Annotated in this window: 10 protein-coding genes; all 10 read right to left on the bottom strand. The window is 65.2% G+C overall.

Annotated features, from left to right (window positions below; genetic code table 11):
• Position 1: 1 nt before the first annotated feature.
• Positions 2-3,178, bottom strand: a complete 3,177-nt coding sequence (locus tag ACP69V_RS15210) for a helicase-related protein (protein ID WP_426024597.1) — start codon at positions 3,176-3,178, stop codon at positions 2-4.
• 78 nt (positions 3,179-3,256) lie between these two features.
• Positions 3,257-3,790 carry a hypothetical protein gene (locus ACP69V_RS15205; RefSeq protein WP_426024596.1) on the bottom strand — a complete coding sequence of 178 codons (534 nt, stop codon included), beginning with the start codon at positions 3,788-3,790 and terminating at the stop codon, positions 3,257-3,259.
• A complete protein-coding gene (locus tag ACP69V_RS15200; protein WP_426024595.1) occupies positions 3,787-4,482 on the bottom strand; it encodes a hypothetical protein in 696 nt (231 codons plus the stop codon). Before ACP69V_RS15200 ends, ACP69V_RS15205 begins: the two co-directional genes overlap by 4 nt.
• Positions 4,483-5,181: 699 nt before the next feature.
• The gene (locus ACP69V_RS15195; RefSeq protein WP_426024594.1) at positions 5,182-6,414 is read right to left on the bottom strand and encodes a type II toxin-antitoxin system HipA family toxin; all 1,233 of its coding nucleotides are present in this window, start codon (positions 6,412-6,414) and stop codon (positions 5,182-5,184) included.
• Positions 6,414-7,025 (bottom strand): helix-turn-helix domain-containing protein, encoded by a 612-nt coding sequence (locus tag ACP69V_RS15190; protein WP_426024593.1) that lies wholly within the window; start codon positions 7,023-7,025, stop codon positions 6,414-6,416. Before ACP69V_RS15190 ends, ACP69V_RS15195 begins: the two co-directional genes overlap by 1 nt.
• Positions 7,026-7,261: 236 nt before the next feature.
• Positions 7,262-7,471, bottom strand: a complete 210-nt coding sequence (locus ACP69V_RS15185) for a hypothetical protein (protein WP_426024592.1) — start codon at positions 7,469-7,471, stop codon at positions 7,262-7,264.
• Positions 7,472-7,571: 100 nt separating this feature from the next.
• Positions 7,572-7,817, bottom strand: a complete 246-nt coding sequence (locus tag ACP69V_RS15180) for a hypothetical protein (RefSeq protein ID WP_426024591.1) — start codon at positions 7,815-7,817, stop codon at positions 7,572-7,574.
• Between the two features lie 73 nt (positions 7,818-7,890).
• Positions 7,891-12,360, bottom strand: a complete 4,470-nt coding sequence (locus ACP69V_RS15175) for a YadA-like family protein (RefSeq protein WP_426024590.1) — start codon at positions 12,358-12,360, stop codon at positions 7,891-7,893.
• A gap of 123 nt (positions 12,361-12,483) precedes the next feature.
• Positions 12,484-14,244 carry a PAS domain-containing protein gene (locus ACP69V_RS15170; protein ID WP_426024589.1) on the bottom strand — a complete coding sequence of 587 codons (1,761 nt, stop codon included), beginning with the start codon at positions 14,242-14,244 and terminating at the stop codon, positions 12,484-12,486.
• Positions 14,245-14,467: 223 nt separating this feature from the next.
• Complete coding sequence (locus ACP69V_RS15165) at positions 14,468-16,000, bottom strand: ShlB/FhaC/HecB family hemolysin secretion/activation protein (RefSeq protein ID WP_426024588.1); 1,533 nt, start codon at positions 15,998-16,000, stop codon at positions 14,468-14,470.
• Between the last annotated feature and the right edge of the window lie 184 nt (positions 16,001-16,184).

The following is a 16,184-nucleotide window of genomic DNA, read 5'->3' as shown; positions in this document are numbered from 1 at the left end:
GTCATTCCCCGTCCGGCCGTTCCAGAACCGCGAACCAGCCCACGACTTCCCAGTCCTCCATGCCCGCGAAGCCGGCAGGGTCGGCCAGTTCGCCGGCGCTGAACAGGCTGTCGATAGCGCGCTCCTCGGCCTTGCCCGAGACGGCGGCGATGGCGGCGGCCAAAGCGTCCTGCCACGGCTTCATGACGCGCCCCTGACGAGACAAGGCGTCCAGTCGGTCCCATGCCGAGTCGTCGGGCGTCTGGCCGCGATCTGCCAGATATTTCGTCCGGTCCAGGGCGCGCTTGGCCTGGCTAGGCGTCAGCAGCATTTCACCGTCAGGCCCAACGTGGACGACGACGTGGGGGCGCAGCGGATCGTTCGGCGACAGGGCGGCCAGCGCCTTGGGCGTCTCGGCGCGAAGACAGAAGATCGCGCCCGCTGGAACCTCGTCGTTCGCCCACACGGCCGCGTGCGTCGTCAGCGGCAGTAAGACCAGGGCGTCGCGCGCCTCAGGCTTCAGCGCCGCGAAATCCGCCCGTAGATCGTTCAGTGTCATGTCGGCGATCGACACGCCCGACGACAAATCCTCCAGATCGATGACTGTCGTCTGAAGCGCCTCAAGCTGGCGACGGCGGTAGTCGAGATCGTTCATCACATCGCCGGACGACGACTCGATGATGTTCTCCTCGCCCGTTGCCGAGACATCCAGCAGCTTCATCCGGCCCGAGACCCGCTTCTCCAAACCGATGTAGGTGTCCAGATCGACGTTGGGCCAGAAGTTCACCAACTGGATCGTGTCATTGATCGAACCGATCCGGTCGATCCGCCCAAAACGTTGGACGATCCGCACGGGGTTCCAATGGATGTCGTAGTTTATGAGGCAGTCGCAGTCCTGAAGGTTCTGCCCCTCGCTGATGACGTCGGTAGCGATCAATAGGTCAATCTCACCCTCCTCCGCCAGGTCGTCGGGGCGGCCCTTCGAACGGGGCGAGAAGGCGGTCAGAATCGAACCCAGGTCGGAGCGCAGCCCCTTGACCGTCGTGCGGTTCCCGCCAGAGCCAGTTACCAAGGCGGTGTTCAGATCGCCGGACTGGATCAGTTCTTCGTACAGGTACCTGGCCGTATCGGCGAAGGCGGTGAAGACGATGATTTTACGATTGCCGAGATTGAATGGGTTGGCGACCTTCTCCGCGATATAGGCGCGCAGTCGCGCCAGCTTGGCGTCACGCTCGGGGATGATCGCCTGGGCGTCGGCCAGCATGGCGGCGAGGCCAGCACGATCTTCTTCGAGGTCCTGTCGCCAGCGGACGCGGTCGGTGTCAGCCAGCAACACGCGAACTCGACGCCCGACGGCCAAGGCCTCGAACAGCGGGTCATCCAGGTCGAGGTCGTCGATGGATGGCTCGTCCAGGGCCACTTCATGCGCATCGATCTTCGCGATCAGGACGTCAACGGCTTCAAGCTGGCGGCGGACGGTCATCGCGAAACTGGCGACCGAACTTTCCATCCGCTTCAGCAGGTTCACCCGTAGCAGATGAACCAGGCTCTCTTCCCGATCCAACTGGCTGAAGACGCCGCCGCCGCCACGAACCTGCTGGCTGTATTTCTCGTCGTAAGCCTTTTTCTTGGAATCCAAGACGTAACGGAGGGGGGCATAGACGGCGAGATTCAGGCGCCGGATCGCATTGTTGATCTCGCCAATCGGCGGGAATGTACCGCTGGTGTCGACGTCGGCCTTGATGTTGAGCGGGGCGAGCCGAGCCGGGAACTGACCGGTCTCACTGGTGCCGTAGTAGCGCTCGATGTGCTTACGGCTGCGCGCAATCGTCATAAGGTCCAGAAGCCGGAAATAGTCGAAGCCCAGCATATCGAGCAGCCGAGCCGAGGTCCGTCGCGCTTCGGGCATCTCCTGCCAGCGGTTAAACTGTCCCTGAGCGAAGCGGATGGTGGCCTCGATCGACGGGATGTTCTGGCTGGCGAGAGCGGCGTCGTTGCCCTCGGTCGCGAAAGCGATCTGGTTCTTGATGTCCGCCAGGCGATTGTTGACGGGCGTCGCTGACAGCATCAACACCCTGGTCTTAACGCCAGCCTTGATGATCTGCCGCATCAGCTTGTCGTAGCGGCCCTCCTTATCCTTGTGGGCGGCCCGGTTTCGGAAGTTGTGAGACTCGTCGATGACCACCAGATCGTAGTTGCCCCAGTTGACGTGGCTCAATTGGATGTCGCCTGACATCCCGCTTTCGCGTGACAGATCGGTGTGGTTTAGGACGTCGTAGTTGAAGCGGTCCCCGGCTAGGCTGTTGCGTCGATCATTCGCTTTCCAAAGTGTCCAGTTATCCCGAAGCCGCTTTGGGCAAAGGACCAGGACGCGGTCGTTTCGCAGTTCGTGATACTTGATGACGGCCAAGGCTTCGAAGGTCTTACCTAGACCGACGCTATCGGCGATTATGCAGCCCCCATACCGCTGCAACTTATCGATCGCACCAACGACGCCATCGCGCTGGAAGCGATAGAGTTTGGACCATACCGTAGTATCGCGGATGCCGGTGGCGGACCGCACGATCCTCTCTTCATCTAAGGCCTCGCCCATCTCACTGAACAGGGCGTCCAGGATGCGCAGGTGAACTTCAGAGGCGGACCGACGGCCTGCAATCTGAGTCAGGCGCTTCAGAAAATCGTGCCGCCCATCCGGCTTGTCGCCTAGCGTTCGCCACTGCTCCTCGAACCAGGACGCCAGCGTCGTCAGTTCGGCTGGCGTCTCCGCCGTTTGAAGTAGGCTAAACGGGTCGGCGGGCGTTACCCCCAGCCCCGAGGTGGTCAGCGAGCAGGCTCCGACCATAGCGAGCGAGGGCGTGCCGTCTGAGTTTCGCAGCATGAAGGCGGACTGCGGCACACGGGTCTGGGCGATCCGCACTTGCGCGCCTGACATCCACCGCGCGGCATCAGAGGCCAGCCGGCGGACGGTGAGACTGTTTCGCAGGAAACGATCCGATCCGCCGCCCAGTATGCTTTCCGACAGCATTGTTTCGCCGGACAACAGCAGCCGTAGGGGCAGGTCTTGCGGCAAGACGCCTTGCAGCGCCGAAATGCCGAAGATCGAAACACTCGGACTGATGGCGCTAGCGTCAGCGGTGGCGGCCACGCCCTCGATCTGATCGATGGCGCGATCAGTCCCCCGATTTGAGATGATCCGCACGCTGCCCCTCCGTCTCACCGGGCCAACGAACCATCACCTTAACGCACTTACTTGGTACGATTAGCGGTGTTGAATCGTTCAGCCCTCTGCCCGCTGATCATCGGTTGTGCCGGATAGATCGCCAGGACGGAAGGGGTGCCGGGTCATCGCAGGCGCGATCCCTTGCTCGACGCGCTGCGCATCCGTCGCAAAGCGAGGGTCCTTCAGCTCCTTGAACTTGGACAGGTCAGGGTTCCAATCGAGAGGTAGTCGCCAGCACTGGCTCGCTGAGGAGGCCTTCGCTCGTTCGACGATTGCAGGCCACCACCGCATGATTAGCGCGGCTTGGCCTGGCCCTTTGAGATCATCAAACTTCGCCGGTGGAAAGAACGACACCAGCCCGCTTTCCATGTAGGCGACGAGATCAGGCCAGTGCTGGAGTATCCGTGCATCGCCGGAAACGATGGCATGGCCGCCCTCGGCGGCAAACTGCCTTATCCAACTGGGATCGCTAGTTCCGGGAGGGTGATGATCTCGAACGTGATCGACGACGAATCCGTCTTGGCTCACCATGAAACCCTTGAGGGCCGAGGCGACGCGTCGGGACACGTTCTCGTCAATGCGGACCCTCATTGCAGCGTCCGGTGTTCAAGGTCCCGTTCGAACATGGTTGCTGCGAGAACGTCGTCCGGTGTCACATCCCATTCGGACGCGGCTGCCTCGGCACTCCCCTCGTTGACGTATGCGCGGAACAGCTTCTCCGTCGGCACCCACAGGTCTTTCAGAACCGGGCGGCCAAATGACATCTTCGGATTGATGACGACGCGCGGGTGCGCGACGAGCGGCGTCCACTGCCGAGCAACGTCCTCCACATAAAAGATTTGGTCGAACAGCGACGGCTCAATCACCGACACAATCTCGAAGTTGTCATTCATCAAGTTGACAAGCTTCTGCTCTCCGGCGTCGCTAACGACCTCCTCGAAGATGTGCTTTCCATCGGCCTTGAAGCGCTTGTTCATTGCGAAGGGGTGGTCGACTAGATGTCGTTCGCGAAGTTTCAGAGAAACGCGGCGGATCGTTTGAGGGCTGTACCCAATGGCCAGGAAGTGGCGGATGAAGGCCCCCTCTACGAGGTCGAGAAAGCTGAGAACCGTCTTGCCGCCGACCTTTGGAAGATCGCGGCTCAGAATGGGTTCAGCATCGCTACTCGGATAGCCCTCGATCCAGGAGCGGACCTTGTTCTGCTTTGCAGCGAGCAGCCGAGCGGCCATCGGTACCGTATAGAGGCCCATGTCCGCCGCGCAGGTCCAATCGAACTCTTCCATCAGACCTCCTTCTAGGATGTAGTACTGACATAACGCCCGTCCACCCTTTCAGCTTCGTTGACATCTCTGGCAGCAACAAAGCGGGCCGTCCATATCGCCCGCGCCTTCGCACAAAAGACGACGCCTCGGGCTGCCGCGCCAGTAAGTCCAGTACCCCAGCTTCTCGACCTAACGCAGGAAGACTTAGCTAGGTTATAGAGGGAACGCTATTTCCACTTCGCAAGCACCGCCTTGATGCAGATTTCTAAGACGGCGACACCGCCGCCCGCTTGGTACTGTTATGGACGTAGTGCCACGATAGTACTTTATGAACGTCCGCAGCCTCGGTGCCATGCTGCGGACGTTCCGAACGTCTAGGAAGTGTCGAAACGAGTCTGGAGGAATGCAGGCCGACTACCGTCAACCCTGTAACCACCGCCATCTTCAGCTTCCCGCCAGCCCCGATTGTTACAAGGCTGAATATATAAATATCAGAAATCATTGAAATTTTCATCAGACTACGAATCTGGGGGTCGGGCGTTCGAATCGCTCCGGGTGCGCCATCATTTCAAACACTTGCTGTTATTGCTCCGCTTAGGGTGGGGCCCTGGGACCCGCATGGGACCCAGGACGCAGAAAATCCAATCTATCATAAGCAATCTGCAAGGCACATTTTTGCGTGTCGGACCCGTGCGACGCCGGATGAAATGCTGGGCTCGCTTAACCGCCTGACGCCAAGGGGACGCTCGCCAGCAGCCGTTCGACCTCCGCTTTAAGCGGCTTGGAGATTGGCAGGTGTCCGCGCTCGCTGCGCCAGACCTCATGGAAACGATCGACCGCCTCTGCGGCCGCGCCGCGCGCCAGGGTCTCCGGAAGACCGGCCCGGGCCGCCATATGGCCGATCTCGTCCATCGTCAGTTCCGCCATCCGACGGGTCCGGGCGAACTTCAGCGCGGCGTCCTCATCGGGGATGTAGACCGTCGTCGAAAGGAAGTCGTACCCGGGGGAGAGCTGGGGCGTCCGTCCATCGGGATAGATCAGCGACCAGTTCTTCAGATGCATGTCGGCGTTGCCGATCAGGGTGTTGAACACCAGTCGCCGGATGAACTCGCGCACGCCCGCTTCACCGGTTTCCAGCCACAGCACCCTTGCCAGGGCGCGGTAGGAGCCCTTCTCGTACTTTTCGCCGGGATAGACCCCGAAGACCTGCGCGAAGTCTTCGGTATGGATGCGACCGCCGCCCTCCTGGCGATCAAAGCGGCGTACGGCGAAGGCCTCTTCCTCAATCCGGCCAATACCCTCGGGCAGGCCCTCGATCTGATCGAGCGGCACGAGCGCCACGTCGGGGATGTCCATATCCATCGCCCGCGCGAGGCGCATCATTGAGAACTCATTCGCCGCCACCCCGCGAAAGCGAACGGAAGGGAGTTTGAGGATCCAGTCTCCGCCCGCGCCGCTGGCGGGGATCGTCAACCCGCCGCGCGCTTCGGCCACGGCGGAGAACTTGAGCTGCACGCCCGCCAGGGAGAACCGCAACGGGCCCTCGCCCGTCCCTTGCGGCTCCTCGCCCTCTCCCTGGTGCTCGGCGTCGGTGGAGGCGGAGAGGGCCTCGCCGATCGGGCGCACCGTCACGGCGCCCGGCAGGTCGGGTCCCAAGACCTCGAGGAGCGGATATTCCCGCATCGGCTTGATGCCGGCGCGTTTGGCCAGATAGTCGCGAAGCGGGCCCTCGGGCAGCAGGTTCGAGAAGAAGGGCGTCAGCCGGGTCTGGGTGGGTCGGTGATGGCGCAACAAGCCCCCGTGCTCACCCTTGAACGACAGGCTCAGCGTGGGACGGTCCGCGTCCTCCGCATAGGCGTCGTCAAAGGAGAAGATCGACTGATCTCCGCCGAGCGCGCTGATCACGCCGATCCTGCGGCCATTGAGCAGAACTTCCAGGGCGTCAGCGGCCATCACGCGTCCTCATCGTCGAGTCGATAGGCGGGACGCTCGGCTTGGGGCGCATGCGCCAGGGTGTTCCTGAGCGGCTTCAACCAGGCCGCTGCGTCGCGGAAGCGTTGGGCATGGAGACGTCGGGACGTGGGCGGAGAGTCGAGAAGATCCTGCAAAGGGGATTTCAGCCGTTCGAGTTTCGCAATCGGGAGCGCGCCAGGAGACACCGGCAATAGGGTCTTGAGCTCCCGCAGGCCGGAGGCGATCAACGCGACGTCCTCGCGATCCGGCGCGGCCGCCTGGGCCTCGTCCGCAAGCCGCACCAGCGTCGCCACAAGGTTTTGAGCGATCCGTTCGCCGGCGCGCTCTTCGGCGGAACGGACGGCGGCCTCGACCGCGACGAGGGCGGTCTTCGGCACGAGCTGGACATCGAGATCGAGCGACCTGGCCAGTTCGATCAAGGTGGAGACTTGCAGATCCGCCTCGCCGCTTTCGATGCGGGAAATTTGCGGCTGGGTCAGCGGAGCGCGGCCCGCGAGATCACGTTGGCTCCAACCTTTCGCCAGACGGGCTTTGCGGATCACCTCGGTGACCCCCTCAAGTCCGTATTGATTTGATATCTTTTTTTGCATCACAGGCGCTATTTGATGCAGAAATGTGTATCACAAGAGGCTTACAGAGTCGAGCAGCTCCTCATTCTCCCCCTCTCATCGTCGCTGATGCGATTTTTGGAGGCTCTGGTACGCCAACCTCGCAGATCGGATCCGGCCTTCTGATACGGCTCGTCCGACAGACCTCCTCATCAGGAACTGAAGGCCGAACACCCTCCCGAGACTTCAGGCATTGGCTGGCGCGCGACCCATCGGGTTCACCGCCGAAGCGGCGCCTCGATCGACCCGGTCCGGCGACGGGCGACACCCGTCGCGACCCAGACCAGAGCGGTCGTGGAGATCAGGATGCTCGAAACCAGTCCGCCGACGGCCAACAGGCCGGCGTTGGTGACCTTCACCTTCGCTTTGAAGCGGAGGTTTCCAGCCTGCAGGGTCACGGCGGCGCTGTTGAGCTGTGGTTGATCCATTCGGTGTTCTCCCGGCGTTCTGGATCAACCGAAGACGCCGCGTCCCGTTCCGCGTCCTCCCGCGCCCGCCGCAGATCTCGGTCTCGTCGCTGTCACGCGGTCATTCGGCGGACCGCTCTTCCGAGGCGGGAGAAAAGGACCGCACCTCTGGCGCGATGCATGACCCCTTGGCGGGCGCCACCGAAGGATGGCGCGCCCGGATCGCGCGGCGTTGGCGAAGCATCTCGTGATAGCAGTCCGCGAGGTCGAGCAACTGCAGATCGGTCAACCGGTCTCCGGCGGCGACGAACCGGGCCTTCATGGCGGCGAAGTCGGCGTCGCTGAGCAGGGGGGATACAGGAGGCATGCATGACTCAATCAGGCCGTAAGATGCAGGGAGGCGACCAGAGGGAGGACAGACAAGCCTCCCCCTGGTCGGTTCAGAAGCGCCAGCCGATGCCGGCGTTGGCGCCGACATGGTTCTGAGTGTCGAAGGTGGCGCCGGCCCGGAAGACCATGGAGCCGTCGCCCAGGGCGCGAGAGAAGCCCATCGCCATGGCCGACTGCCCTTCGTAGGTGCCGTAGCCGACCGCGAACATCGACTTGCCGCGTTCCGCGATCTGCGGCATCCCGGCGGCGGCCAGGGCGCCCGCCGTGCCGGCGAAGGCCAGCTTGCGCACTTCCTGAAGGTTGTAGTTGACCGCCGCCATGCGCAGATCGGTGTAGGCGTTGGACTGTTCCACCGCCGCGTTCATGCTTTCGCGCAGCTGCATCACATTGACCGCATCGGTGTCGGCTACGCCGGCCGCGACGTTGCTGACCGTGACCGCTGGTCCGTCGCTGCGCCCCAGGACGACCCGCGTCTGGCCCGCGTCGGCGTACTGCAGCGAGTTCTGTCCAAGAGCTAGGGCGGTGTCCGCCGTGGTCTGGGCGGTGACGACCGCCTGGTTGGTCTGGAACAGTTGGGCGCCGTTGACCGCCTGGGTCGAGGTCTCGCTGACTTCGCCGGCGGCCACATTGTTCAGCGTCACCGGGGCCGCAGCGTCGCCGCCCTGGAAGGTGATACTGTTGGTGCGCGCGCCGTCGGCGTCGGTGTCATACTGCACGGCGTTGGTCGCAGCGAAGGCGAGTTCGTAAATCTGACCGCCGTTAATGGCGTCCGTCGAGCCGGCGGCGATGAGGCCGTCCGCGACATTGTGCAGGCCGACCGCGCCGCCGCTGGCGCCGACCAGGGTGAGGTCATCGGAGCGAACGCCGCCGTTCGGGGTCGCGGGATCGCCGGCGTCGCTGTACTGCACCGGCCCCACGCCGCCGTTGGCGATGTTGGTGGTCAGGGTGGTGATCGCCGTCGTGTTCTGGGCCACCTGATTGTTGGTGGCGAACAGCTGCGATCCGTTGATCGCGTCGGAGGAGGTCGCGCTGACGTCGCCCGCCGCCACATTGGTGATCGTCGTGCCGTCTGCGCCTGCCAGGGTCAGGGTGTCGCCCGACGGATCATCGTAAGCCACAGCCGTGTCGGCGATGGCGTCGACGCGGTCCGACACGCCCTGAAGCTGGGCGACGTTCACGGCGTCGGTGGCCGCGGTGCCCGCCGCGACATGCGTCAGCTGACGTTCCGCTCCGGGGGCGCCGATAGAGACCGATCCCACAGAGGTCTGCAGGGCCGCGAGGCCGAGCGCCGCATAATCGGCCTGGGCCTCGCGATCGGCGATGCTGCCCGCGCCGAGGGCGACGCTGTTGTCGGCGACGGCCTGGGCCTCGGGCCCGACGGCGGCGGCGTCCTGGCCCTGCGCTGTCGCGGGGCCCCGGTTGGAGTTGACGGCCAGATAGACGCTGGAGCCGCCGCCCAGCGGTGTGGCCGACAGGGCGGTGAGGAAGGCCTGAACGCTGGCGTATTCGACGCCCTGATAGGTGAGGGTGACGTCCAGAGTGTTGGTCGCAGGATCGAAGGCCGTATCCCCGCCGAAGCCGGCGGCCGCGCTCTGGCCGAAGGCGAAGACCTGGGCGCCGTTGACGGCGTCGCTCGACCCGGCGCCGATGAGGCCGGCAGCGACATTGTGCAGGCCGACGGGACCGGCGAGGGCGCCCACGAGGGTTACGTCGTTCGTGGCGACGCCGCCGTTCGGCGTCGTCGGATTCGCAGCATTGGAATACTGGACCACGCCGATCGCGCCATTGTTCAGATTGTTGGTGATGGTGGTGATGTCGGTCGTGTTGGTGACGATATCGGCGGTGTTGTCGGCCACCTGGGTGTTGGTGGCGAACAGCTGGGCGCCATTGACCGCCTCGGTGGAGGACGCGCTCAGATCGCCCGCGGCCACATTGCGGAGGGTGGTGCCGGCGGCTCCGGCCAGCGTCAGCGTGTCCGACGTCGCATCGTCATAGGTGACAGCCAGGGCGGAGAGATCGGCGAAGTCCGCGATCGCATCCGTGTTCAGCGCCACCTGGGTGTTGGTGGCGAACAGCTGCGATCCGTTCACCGCCTCAGTCGAGGCGGCGCTCAGCTCGCCGGCCGCCACATTGGCCAGAACCGTGCCATCGACGCCGGCCAGGGTCACGCGGCCCGCCAGCAAGTCGTCGTACATGACGGCCGTGTCGGACAGGGCGCCGAGGTCGTCGCCGAGGTTGGTGATGGCGGTGGTGTTGGTCGAGACCTGGGTGTTGGTGGCGAACAGCTGGGCGCCGTTGACCGCCTCAGTGGAAGCGGCGCTCAGGTCTCCGGCCGCGACATTGGCCAGAACCGTGCCATCGACGCCGGCCAGGGTCACGCGACCCGCCAGCAGGTCGTCGTACATGACGGCCGTGTCGGACAGGGCGCCGAGGTCGTCGCCGAGATTGGTGATGGCGATGGTGTTGGTCGAGACCTGGGTGTTGGTGGCGAACAGCTGGGCGCCGTTGACCGCCTCGGTGGAGGCTGCGCTCAGGTCTCCGGCCGCCACATTGGCGAGCACCGTGCCGTCGACGCCGGCCAGAGTCACGCGGCCCGCCAGCAGGTCGTCGTACATGACGGCCGTGTCGGACAGGGCGCCGAGGTCGTCGCCGAGGTTGGTGATGGCGGTGGTGTTGGTCGAGACCTGAGTGTTCGTCGCGAACAGCTGGGCGCCGTTGACCGCCTCGGTGGAAGCCGCGCTCAGGTCGCCGGCCGCCACATTGGCCAGGACCGTGCCGTCCACGCCGGCGAGCGTGGCCCGGCCCGCCAGGACGTCATCGTACTTGACCGCGATCTGCGATAGGTCTTCCACGTCCGTGCCGAGTTCGTCGATCGCATCGACGCTGGCGGCGACCTGGGTGTTGGTGGCGAATAGCTGAGCGCCGTTCACGGCCTCGGTTGAGGTGTCGCTCAGCTCGCCCGCCGCCACATTGCCAATCACCGTGCCCCCGACGCCAGCCAGGGTCAGGCTGGTTGCTGTCGGATCGTCATAGGCGACGGCGATGTCCGCCAGCGCCTGAACGTCGTCGGACACCCCCTGCAATTGGCCCACGTTAACGGCGTCGGTCGCCGCCGAGCCGGCGGCCACATTGGTCAGCTGGCGTTCGGCGCCGACGGCGCCGATGGACACTTCGCCGGCTGCGGTCTGAAGGGTGTCGAGGCCGAGCGCCGCATAGTCGGTCGCGCCGCCGCGAACGGCCGTGCTTCCGGCGCCGAGGGCGACGCTGTTGTCGGCCGAGGCTGAGGCGGCGGGGCCGACGGCGGTGGAGTCCACGCCGTCCGCAAGCGCCCCGCCTAAGGCGGAGTTCACGGCCAGGAAGGGGGTGCCGCCGCCAGGACCGGCGACAACGGCGTCCAGGGCTTCCTGGACGCTGCCGTAGACGACGCCGTCATAGGTCAGGCCGATGTCGATCGTGCTGGTCGTCGGATCGAAGGCCGTGCTGCCGCCGATCTCCGACGCCAGGCTCGAGCCCAGACCGAACAGCTGGGCGCCGTTGACGGCGTCCGTCGAACCCGGGGCGAGGCCGCCGGTCGCGAGATTGGTGATCAGGGTCCCGCTCGCGCCGCCCAAGGTCAGGGTGGCGGCGGTGTCGTCGTCATAGGTGACGGCCAGCGCCGCCAAGGCGTCTATGCCCGTGGCCACCGTCTGCAGCTGGCTCACGTTGACGGCGTCGGTCGCGGCCGAGCCGGCGGCGACATTGGTCAGCTGGCGCTCCGCCCCGGCCGTGCCGAAGGACACTTCGCCGACGGAGTTCTGGGGATCGACGACGCCGATCGGGGAATAGCCCGTCTGGGCGCCGCGAAGCGCGGTGCTGCCCGCGCCGAGCGCAAGGCTGTTGGCGACCGCCGCCGAGGCGTCGGCGCCAAGGGCGATCGAGCCGGCGGCGCCGCCCAGGACTTCGGCGTCGCGTCCCAGGGCCAGGGCGTCCGCCGAGGTGGCGGCGGTCGCAGCGCCATTGCCGAAGGCGATGGAGTTAGCCTCGCCCGCCGTCGCGATCGCGCCGCCCGAACCGAGACCCGTGATCTGATTGCCGCCGATGGCGATGCCCGCTTCTTCCGCGAGGGTGAAGCCGTCGGCCTGGTTGACGCAGGCGTTGTCGGGATCGACCACGCCGCCGTTCACATCGAGCACCTGAAGGGTGATGTCCTCCCCGTTCGCCGCATCGCTCAACAGATCATCGGCCCCGACATCGACGTCAGGCACCAGAATGCCCAGCAGTCCGTCGAGCGTATCCTCCAAGGGCGTCACCACCCCGGTGATTACCGGCCCCAAGATGTCAGTCACGACCGAGCGGGGCAGGGCCACGCCCGTACAGACATTGACCAGGCTTGTCTGGGCGCGCGCCCGTTCCGGCGCCGCCAGCATCCCAAAGGGAACGAAGGTTCCGACCATATAGACGAGCGCGACAAGCAGCCGTGTCGCCCGTGTCGTTCCCGACGGGGCTTGGGCGCGGCGGGTGCGGGTTTGCAGTGCGTGCATCAGTGTCCTCCCAGCGGGGAGGCGTGGGGCGCCTCCCGATCGGAAAGGCTAATGCGGCGATGGACACAATCGTGACGCGATTGCGCCCCCCTGGGTCCCGCGCAGGGGACCTACTTCCGGCGCCTAGGAACGGCGCGCGAGTATGGCGGTTTGCGGGGTGAAAAGGTCAGACGCCTGCCTGACCGCCTTCAGGCCGAGTTTGTCCAAGGCCTTGCTGCGATGGAAGTCCACAGTCCGCGGACTGAGGCCGAGGGCCCGTCCGATGGTCTTGGACGTACCGCCCGCGACGGCCTGTTCGAGAATGTCCCGTTCGCGCTCTGACAGACGGCTCAACTGATCCCTGGTGTCGCTACCTGGTAGGGCGTTATCATTGACTTGATTGAGATATTCGACGCTCTCGCGCACCGCCCTGGCCTTGGCGATATCCTCCGCATCGTAGGACAGCAGGTCGCTCACTCCTGCGCGGTGAAGCGCCATGATCTCCCGGGGAGAGGCCACCGGATCGCCCAGTACGACTACGGGAAGCCCGGGGAGGTCCCGCGCGAAGACCTCGGAGGCATGGAGGATGTCCGGGACGGTCGAGTCCGAACAATAGACCGCCGCGCTGGCCGCGCCGCGACCCAGACCGGACTGGGAAAGATCCGCAACCACCCGAACGCGGAATCCGTCGCGCTCGAGAGCGAGGCGCATGCTGCAACCCCGACGGGCCGCGTCGATCATAATCACCTCCGCCGGAACGACGGCCCGAATGCGGGATTCGCCCATCAGGCGGCTGATGGAGCCGTCCGGTTCGACGATGGGATAGGCGGTCTCCTCGATGGACAGGATGTCGCCGACGCGGTTGCGCGCGCGATAGGCCGCGTCGCCCTGTCGGCCGGACATGAGACTTTCGAACGCATAGCGCAGGGCCGGGCGATCGTCCTCGACGAGCGCGTTGAGCAGGTCGTCCCAGCTGACTGCCTGATCGGGCCCGCTGCTCGGCCAGCTCGAGGCGCTCCCGGCGTTCATGTATCGCCGGGACCAATCCCTCGGGTCGGCGATCCACAGCAGACGGCGCTCGGCCGAGTGCGAGGGGCCCGCTGCATCCAGGACCTCGAGTGCCGCCGCATGCCACTCGAACAGTTCGCCCGCCTCATTGTATTGCGGGAGGGCGCGGACGACGAACCATCGGAAATACCCGCCGGCGTCGCGCAGGCGGTGACGACTTTCGAACGGACGGGGCGCAGCAAGCGAGAGCCCCCACTCCGCCATAACGCGTGCTCGATCGCAGGGATGGAGCCAGCCGGACCAGCCATGTTCCCGCGCCTCCTTAAGCCCGAGGCCGAGATAGTCCTGGCATCGCGGGTTCATCCAACGGATGGCGCCCAGGGCGTCGAGGCGCCAGAGGAAGGCGGGCGTCAGCTCCGCCATGGATTCCAGCGTCGCCTCCGCCGTCGCCAGGCGGGCGCGCAGCCGTCGCTCCTCCGTGGCGTCGCGCAGGACGCAGAGGACCGCGCAGACCCGGCCTTCGCGGGCGACCGGCGAGACGGCGGCGTTGACCCAGGTCTCCTGCGCGCCTTCAACCCGATCAACTTGCAGGTGAAGCCCCTCCGCCGTCGTGGCCTCTCCGGCCCAGGCCGCCGCAAGGGCGGTGGAGAGCTGGGTCGAGAGCGAGGGGGCGATATCGGCCAGGGAGCCGCCCTGGGATGCGGAAGGCGCCAGAGCGAGCTGGCGGCAGGCCTCGTTGAAGTAGGTGGCCGATCCGCTGCCCACGATGACGAGCGTCGGAAACGCCTGTCTCAGCATCGATTCGACGGCCTGTATCAGCCAGTCGAGATCGCTTTCGGCGCACGAGCCCCCGGCCTTTTCTGCGCCCGCGAGGCCCTGCGCCATCGCATTCAACATGCTCTTCCGCTCCCACAGCTCCTCTGCGACCTTGGTCTAAACGCAACTCCCGGTAAACCGTGCATCTGCCGGGCGTGATGAAAAGTCCGATTCTTTCAGAAGCTTAACTTTCGCGGCGCGCGCCTCGGTTGGGCCTGAGCCTTTATGCCCGGCCGAGCGCGGCAGTCGTTCGGTCGATCATCACGCGCCCGGCGGGCGCTGCAGTCCTCGGTGGGGCCGGGCTCTAGAACTGTCGCGACAGCGACACGAATGTTCGCCAGCCCTTGTCCCGCTCATTGTAGGGCGCGCGCGAAAGCGGTTTTGCGAATTCGACCCGTAGCGTGGTTTTGCGTCCGAACGTGATCCGAGAGCCGACTCCGGCGGAGGTCAGGCTTTCGGACCAGTCCTTGCCGGGCGCGACGTTCCAGACCCTGGCCGAATCGACGAAGGCGAAGGCCTGGGCGAATGAGATCAGGTCTCCCTTTGGATCGTAGCCGACCCGGGCTTCGATCATTGCGGCCGCGGCTCTGTCGCCGCTGGCCTCTCCATAGTCGTAGGCCCGGCCGTAGGTCGGCCCGCCCACGAAGAATTCCTCGGAACTCAGCAAGGGGTCGTCCGACCACTGGCCGGCCGCCTCGACATAGACGCCGACATATTTTCCGAGGTCGCGATAGGCGCTGACCTGGGCGTTGATCTTGAAGAACTCGGCCGTCGCGTCGGTGCGCGTGTTGAGGGGCGAGGACCGGGTCGTGGCGCCGAAAGCGTCGAGACCTTTGGAAAGCTGCACCGAACCCGCGACATAGCCCGGGCTATAGCGCCGCTGTCCCGCGACCGAGAAGCGCGCCACCGCCAGGGTCTCTTTGGCGAGACCCGTCTCGGCGTAGCGCTGCTTGACCCGACGAACGTCGAGGCCCGCATTCAGCCAGAGATTTTTATCCCGCGACCGGATCACGGGGCGCGAAAGGGCGACCGACGCCACACGACTGCTCCCGCCGATCCAACTCCCGGCGTTCTGTACAGGGGCGTCCGTCTCATACCCCGAGACGCCGAAACGAAGACGTCCGCCGCCTGGGGCGGCGACCGAATAGGAGGCGTCGACATAGGTGAGTTCGTCGGGACTGTTCGGCACGGTGAGAACCGCCGCCGAGATCTGGTCGCCGGGCGCGAAGGTCGAGTTCCTGCTGCCGGAAAGGTAGACCTGCCAGGGGCCCTGCGCCTCCGGACCGCGGTTATCGACGTAGAGCCCGGCGCTCCCGGAAGACATCTGCGTCTCGACGACCAGTCGGTGCTGAGCCGGTTCGCCGATGACGGGTTCGATCCGGCTGGTCAGCTTCACTCCCGGGACATCGGACGCCAGCGACAGCCGGCGGTCCAACTCGCCGATGGTCAGGGGGCGACGGTTCAGCAACGGCGCGAGGATCGGCCGGACGGCGCGCGCCCCTTCGCCGATGATCTGCAGTTCGGCGATGTAGCCTTCGAAAACGACGATCCGGGCCGACCCCGCCAAGGGGTCGGTCTCGGCGACGACGGCCCGGGTCAGGAAATATCCGTCGTTCCGATACCGCGCCGTGATCGCCGTCGCCGACTGGACCAGGTCATCGACTGTCACCTGACGTGCGAGTTGCTGATCATAGGCGCTGGCGAGGTCCGCAAGCGGATAGGCGCTCACGCCCTGGATCAGCATGCTGGTGAGCACAAGACAGCCGCTGCAGCCGGGCTCAAGGGCAGGCGACGGCTCGGCATCCGCGTGGGCGGGACCGACAGCCGCCACAGTCATGATCAGCGCCGCCCCCAAGAGGTTTGTCGCTGTTCTTAACCATGAAGTAAAAGAGCCTAGTCGCACGCCGTTCTCCAAGTCCCGGCGACCAGCTAAGCACTTGAACTGAAAATCGCGTTAATACCGCGAGTTAAGAGCTTCGCAGGCACCTGCTGGTATCCGGTCGATCAAACGGGATGTCAGG

Origin of the sequence: Brevundimonas sp. PWP3-1b1 (assembly GCF_049896065.1) — a bacterium.
GTDB lineage: Bacteria > Pseudomonadota > Alphaproteobacteria > Caulobacterales > Caulobacteraceae > Brevundimonas > Brevundimonas intermedia_B.
Note: the sequence above shows the minus strand (reverse complement) of the source record. Positions and strands in the feature narration are given on the sequence as shown.

What these genes read in the sequence shown, in the direction of transcription:
- ACP69V_RS15170 (WP_426024589.1), bottom strand. Translation starts at nt 14,244, where the DNA reads ATGTTGAATGCGATGGCGCAGGGCCTCGCGGGCGCAGAAAAGGCCGGG.
- ACP69V_RS15165 (WP_426024588.1), bottom strand. Translation starts at nt 16,000, where the DNA reads ATGACTGTGGCGGCTGTCGGTCCCGCCCACGCGGATGCCGAGCCGTCG.
- ACP69V_RS15190 (WP_426024593.1), bottom strand. Translation starts at nt 7,025, where the DNA reads ATGCAAAAAAAGATATCAAATCAATACGGACTTGAGGGGGTCACCGAG.
- ACP69V_RS15180 (WP_426024591.1), bottom strand. Translation starts at nt 7,817, where the DNA reads ATGCCTCCTGTATCCCCCCTGCTCAGCGACGCCGACTTCGCCGCCATG.
- ACP69V_RS15185 (WP_426024592.1), bottom strand. Translation starts at nt 7,471, where the DNA reads ATGGATCAACCACAGCTCAACAGCGCCGCCGTGACCCTGCAGGCTGGA.
- ACP69V_RS15200 (WP_426024595.1), bottom strand. Translation starts at nt 4,482, where the DNA reads ATGGAAGAGTTCGATTGGACCTGCGCGGCGGACATGGGCCTCTATACG.
- ACP69V_RS15205 (WP_426024596.1), bottom strand. Translation starts at nt 3,790, where the DNA reads ATGAGGGTCCGCATTGACGAGAACGTGTCCCGACGCGTCGCCTCGGCC.
- ACP69V_RS15195 (WP_426024594.1), bottom strand. Translation starts at nt 6,414, where the DNA reads ATGGCCGCTGACGCCCTGGAAGTTCTGCTCAATGGCCGCAGGATCGGC.
- ACP69V_RS15175 (WP_426024590.1), bottom strand. Translation starts at nt 12,360, where the DNA reads ATGCACGCACTGCAAACCCGCACCCGCCGCGCCCAAGCCCCGTCGGGA.